General features: G+C 42.8%; 5 protein-coding genes and 1 riboswitch. All 5 genes read right to left on the reverse strand.

Annotated features, from left to right (window positions below; translation table 11 throughout):
* Positions 1 to 274: 274 nt before the first annotated feature.
* Complete coding sequence (locus tag HOL16_02575; GenBank protein ID MBT5389579.1) at positions 275 to 829, reverse strand: energy transducer TonB; 555 nt, start codon at positions 827 to 829, stop codon at positions 275 to 277.
* The gene (locus HOL16_02580) at positions 829 to 2,802 is read right to left on the reverse strand and encodes a TonB-dependent receptor (GenBank protein ID MBT5389580.1); all 1,974 of its coding nucleotides are present in this window, start codon (positions 2,800 to 2,802) and stop codon (positions 829 to 831) included. Before HOL16_02580 ends, HOL16_02575 begins: the two co-directional genes overlap by 1 nt.
* Before the next feature lie 140 nt (positions 2,803 to 2,942).
* A riboswitch (cobalamin riboswitch) is annotated at positions 2,943 to 3,137 on the reverse strand.
* Positions 3,138 to 3,180: 43 nt separating this feature from the next.
* Complete coding sequence (locus tag HOL16_02585) at positions 3,181 to 3,510, reverse strand: mercuric transport protein periplasmic component (protein MBT5389581.1); 330 nt, start codon at positions 3,508 to 3,510, stop codon at positions 3,181 to 3,183.
* A 19-nt stretch (positions 3,511 to 3,529) separates the two neighbouring features.
* The gene (locus HOL16_02590; GenBank protein ID MBT5389582.1) at positions 3,530 to 3,907 is read right to left on the reverse strand and encodes a mercury transporter MerT; all 378 of its coding nucleotides are present in this window, start codon (positions 3,905 to 3,907) and stop codon (positions 3,530 to 3,532) included.
* A 5-nt stretch (positions 3,908 to 3,912) separates the two neighbouring features.
* Positions 3,913 to 4,848 (reverse strand): DUF3179 domain-containing protein, encoded by a 936-nt coding sequence (locus HOL16_02595; protein MBT5389583.1) that lies wholly within the window; start codon positions 4,846 to 4,848, stop codon positions 3,913 to 3,915.
* Positions 4,849 to 5,120 lie beyond the last annotated feature (272 nt).

Below are 5,120 nucleotides of genomic sequence, written 5' to 3' on the forward strand. Positions count from 1 at the left end.
TAAACCCAGGGTTAGAATAACTTTTAGCGCTTTGGGTCAATTTAAAAATTTAACACCTAAAAAAATTCACTCTCGATCGGAAAAACTGCTTCCCTTCACACTAGAGGGAGAAATTTAATTTTCTATCGCGGATTTTGGGTATGTGGTTGAAATTTAACCACCATAATTTTGCTGTATTATTCTATATCAAATGGTTATTAGATTTTTTTGGGGAAATTTTTGAAATTCTTGTCTGGAAATTTTACAAAATAAATTCTGCTAAGGAATGATTAACTTACCCCACTAAATCAAAAACAATTGGAACACGCACGGAAGCGATGATAAAATTCTTACCCTGTTTTGCTGGACAAAACTTCCAGCCCCTCACCGTTTCAATGGCAGCTTCATCTAGGATTCGGTGACCGCTCCCGCAAGCCACCTTAACACTTTTCGTTTTTCCACGCGGGCAAACAATCACTTCCAAAACTACCTTCCCTTGCCATCCCTTCTTACGCGCCAACCGGGGGTAAGCTGGCTTTGGCGTTTTTGGGTTCCCCAAAAAAAATTGAGGAGGCGTGATCGCTTCTTCTATAATCTGTTTTCCAGTTTCGTAAAATGCATCCCTTGTTGGCTCAGGCCCTTTTGATAATAACGTATTTTTCTGTCTGTTTTTTTTCGGTACCCCAGTAGAGTTCTTGAGTACAGTCGTTTCCTCTATACCCTTAGATTGGGTGCTAAACACAATCTCAAATTGAGTTAGAATAGGTGTCTCCTGTAGAGACAGAAATATCCCGCCCCCCAAAACGACGCCATGAAATATAACTGATCCTAAATATGGCCAGACACGCATCAAAACTTTACTCCCATACCGGCGATAAAGGTTATCCCTGGGAGAGGATAGACATTATAAGTTCCCTGGGTCGTAGAGCTAGCAGTGCCATAGGAAAAATACTTCTTATTTAAAATGTTCTTAACGGCCACTTGCCAGTTGAAATAATCCACCGTTCCTTGCACCTTGGCATCAAGTAATGTGTACCCCGGTATTTTGGGCTGGGTGTTTTGATCATCATTATCCAAGCGTTTTTCTGTGACATAAGTCGCCGCAATTGAAAAATCTATATGCTTTTCAACATTCCAATAAGCAGCCCCGTTTAAAAGCAAGGGAGAGACTAATGGCACCTGCTTTCCTTTATTGGGCCCTTCTACAAATTTGGCATTAATATAGGTTAGAGATCCTATGAATTTAAGAGCATCTGTGACCCTGTAGGTCCCCGAATTTTCAATGCCATACCGAACAATATTCGGGAAATTCTCATTGGCAAATGTAGTTGGGTTAAAACGAATTTCGTTGTGGGTTTCCATAACAAAAAGGTTGGACTGATACCGTAAGGAACCATAGTCCCCTTTGATGCCAAAATCACCGTCTACTACTGCCTGAGGCTTTAAATTAAACTCTAGGCCAGTAGGACCTGTCCGTTCATCTATTTTAACAGCCCGAAAACCTCTACCCACCCGTCCATAAAGGGTCGTATGTACAGAGATGCCATGCTCCAATCCCAAATTAAGGGCATAATAAAGGTTTTCATCTTGTTGTGTTTGAGCTGCAATACGCTCCTTTCCAAAAAATTGAATAAATTGACCTCTGGTCCCTACCGTCAAAGTTGTCCTATTGGAAAGGGCAACGGTCTCTTGTCCAAAAAGTCCTATCTCTCTTTGTTGAGCACTATAAAGTCTGTCAGGGTTAGCAAATTCTGATGGCTTTCGATCTGATTGATAGGTAGAAAGCCGCAAATCTAGGCCCACCAACTGTTCGGATTCATTGCCAAATACGGTATGCGTCCGTTCCAATTTAGGCTTAACTTCTGCAGAAATCATATCCGTACTCATGTACGAGTTGAGGCCTGCGTTGGCATTCACTTCGAGAGCCTGATTGTTGAGCAACTTCAGACCACCTTCCAGTTTCAAATCGGCCGTATCGCTTAGGGCTTTTGTTCCCCCAAAAGATAGAGTTGCTTTTTTTCGTTTATCAAAGTCAGATGGCGTAGACGTGCCTCGAGGATCAGATGCAAATTGGCTCGAGCTAGAAGTCACTGTTCGCGATCCCGGCATGTTCAAAGTCTGTTGAAACATATCGGCTTTCACAAAGGCTTCTCCAGAAACTCCGTCATGATGCACCAACAAAGATACATCCTCTTGGGAAAGTTCGTTATGTCTTCGATATCCATCTTCTCGACGCGTACTTCCATAGGCCCTAAGAGAATATGGACCTAACTTCTTAGCTAGGGATAAATTACTCCCCCACAGCCCATAAGACCCCGCCAAGGCACCTAACTCCCCAGAAAATTCTTCCTTAGCTCTTTTGCGTGTTTTGATGTTAACAACTCCTCCAACGGCACCTTCTCCGTAGAGAACACTACCAGCACTGCCTCTTATCACATCAATTTTTTCCATATTGTCTGGGGATAAAGAGAGATAATTGATCCCTGTAAAATCCATTTCATTCTGTTGTAAGCCATCTACCAGAACGATGGTATTTTGACTGCTTACGGCTCCATGTCCTCTTAGGTCTAACGTATTCCGAGAGGGTGTCCCAAAAAAGTCTCTGGTTTGCACGCCCGCAATTTGATTCAAAATATCAGGAATTGTCGTGGCTGATGACTGGCGAATATCTTCCTGAGAAATAACCGTAACAAATGGATCCCGGTCACCCTCTTGCAGTGAAGTCGCCGTTACCACAATTTCCTGCATTTCCTCAGCTGATACAGCTGAAGAGAACAAAAATCCCGTGACAAGAATCATAAAAGAGTAGGTTCTATTACCCATAGGTCCCATCCACTTTAAAGTGTTACTTTGAACTGTGATGAACGGAATTATCGAAAGCATGAAACCCGACGTCACGGCAACCATATAAATTCGCCACCGCTTCGGATTTCCGGACCAAAAGATTATACCCCGTCTTTTGGATGGGCAACGCCCTGAATGGCAGGTCTCCTGGCTTGGGGGTCAGTGTCTCCCAACGTGCCTTCCCAGCGTTCATTTGGTCGCCAGTGGCATTTTGAGTTGAGAAACTCGCCCTTTACAGTTACGGGGGTAGCCATGGTTTTGCACCACGTTCCCGTTTAATCCCCAGTTGGGGAACCATCAGGTGATCCTCATATTAAACATTGTGAAATGGGAGTCAAGGCAGTCTAATTTTTGTTTTTATTTTCTTTCAGTCGCAGGATATCCCACGTTCTTTAGGGCTTCTTTAAGTTGTTTCACACTGACTTTACTTTTATCGTGGGTTACCACCGCCGTTCTAGTTTCCAGTGATGTCTCCACTTTGATAGCGCCTTCGATCCCTTCAAGAGTTTTGCGAACAATGAAGGGACAGGAGGGACAAAACATGCCTGGGACATCAAGGGTAACAACGTTTTCATTTGTCTGAATAGGCTGATCCACTGACTCTAAGCTCTCTCCACGGGCCTCAAAAATAAAACCGCTTGAGAGAAAAAGTACTGCCAGTAGATTGATAAAAACTATTTTTCTCATGATACAGATTCCTCCAAAACTAAAATTTGTCGAGAACTAAGGGAAGTACGTATGGGTAGGCAATGACAAAACCAATAACAACCATGGCAATCCATAGCATGATTTTGTTAAGAGTATTTGACCCAGGAACTGCGCAATAGGAGCCCGGCGGACAATCTTCTGGTTTTGGCTTTTTGTATACGTTCCAAAAACCTATCCCCACACTGACTATGGCAAGAATTAGAAAATATATTCTGTAGGGCCCAAGTGCACTAAGATTTGCAAGCCACGCCCCTCCTATGCCGAGTAAAAACAACAATAATGGTACAATACAACATAACGTAGAAGCTAATGCTGAAAACAGTCCTGTTCCAATTACCCAACGGGTTTTGTGGCATTTTTTAAGAGGCGATTTCAATAGTGTTACTCCTCCTCTCCAATGATTTTTGAGTGTGGATGAAAAGCCTTAAAAGCAAAGGCAAAGGTAACAACGTGCACTACATCCTCATACCCTTGCGACGTTTTACGTTGAACCACCACATTTCCGACATCACGCCCTTTGCTAATATCTTGGGCATCCAAGGCCGAATTTTGACCTTTGGACCAAGTTAAAGTCAAATCTCCCTCCACAATTTTTTTCTTTTCGCGCAGAAGAGCCATGGACCACGCTTTGTTTTTCACTGCAACTACACGTGCCAATGGGGGCAAATTCCCTTCATATTTACCTTGATACAACATAGGAAACTTGCTTCTATCATAGCCCACATAAGGATTTTTCCCATAGGGCCTTTCTGTGGATGAAGCGATCAGGACCTTGCCTTTAGGATATCTTTTTTTAAACATAGAAAAAGCTTCTAGTCGCGACGGTAAAAATTCTAGCTCCGTCCCCATCATTTCGCCCACAATGGCCTTGCCTGTAAATTGTTGCCACCAGCTTTCCGTGAGCCGATCATACATCAACAAATCAGAATGTCGGAGATTCCCCGTGGTCCCAAACTCTGTCGCCTTCCCTTCGACAACTCTCTTAAAAACGATAGCGGTGTTACAAAGAGGACAATAGGTGATGAGAACCGGTTCCTTTGCAACCGTATCATTCACAATTTCGTGAAACATTAATATACGCACGGGATACGCACGAACATCACCTTTGTAATCAAGGGTAATAACGGGCTCCGTTTCTGCCAAATTCTTAATTTCCGATACAGGCTTAAATTTGGGATCATCAAGGGAGGGAATCCCATCCTTTGGAGGACCTCCTGACATAATTTCATCCAATGGAATCGAATGCTTTGAAAAATCGGTCTTTGGCCATTCCTTTTTCCAGTGAGAAAGGGGTGCAGATATGGATGACGCTGGCATTAGAAACAACGATAGAATTACTACTATAAGGCCATTTTTCACTCTATTTCCCCCCCTAGATAAAGAATTAAATTATCCAAGCCGCTCGTTTCATTATATACTAAGATCTGGGAAAGCTAAATAGGCGCATCCTACCCAAAATCCGCGATAGGAAGTTACATTTCTCCTTCAAGTTCAAGGGGACGCAGTTTTTTCGATCGAGCGCGAGTTTTTTTAGGTGTTAAATTTTTAAATCAGCAATAATTGACCCAAAGCGCTAAAAGTTACTCTAA

It is taken from the genome of Alphaproteobacteria bacterium (assembly GCA_018662925.1).
In the GTDB taxonomy this organism is placed as follows: Bacteria; Pseudomonadota; Alphaproteobacteria; order 16-39-46; family JABJFC01; genus JABJFC01.

Bases quoted from the DNA above. Each gene is read 5' to 3' on its own strand.
- HOL16_02575 (MBT5389579.1), bottom strand. From the start codon at position 829: ATGCGTGTCTGGCCATATTTAGGATCAGTTATATTTCATGGCGTCGTT.
- HOL16_02580 (MBT5389580.1), bottom strand. From the start codon at position 2,802: ATGGGTAATAGAACCTACTCTTTTATGATTCTTGTCACGGGATTTTTG.
- HOL16_02585 (MBT5389581.1), bottom strand. From the start codon at position 3,510: ATGAGAAAAATAGTTTTTATCAATCTACTGGCAGTACTTTTTCTCTCA.
- HOL16_02595 (MBT5389583.1), bottom strand. From the start codon at position 4,848: ATGCCAGCGTCATCCATATCTGCACCCCTTTCTCACTGGAAAAAGGAA.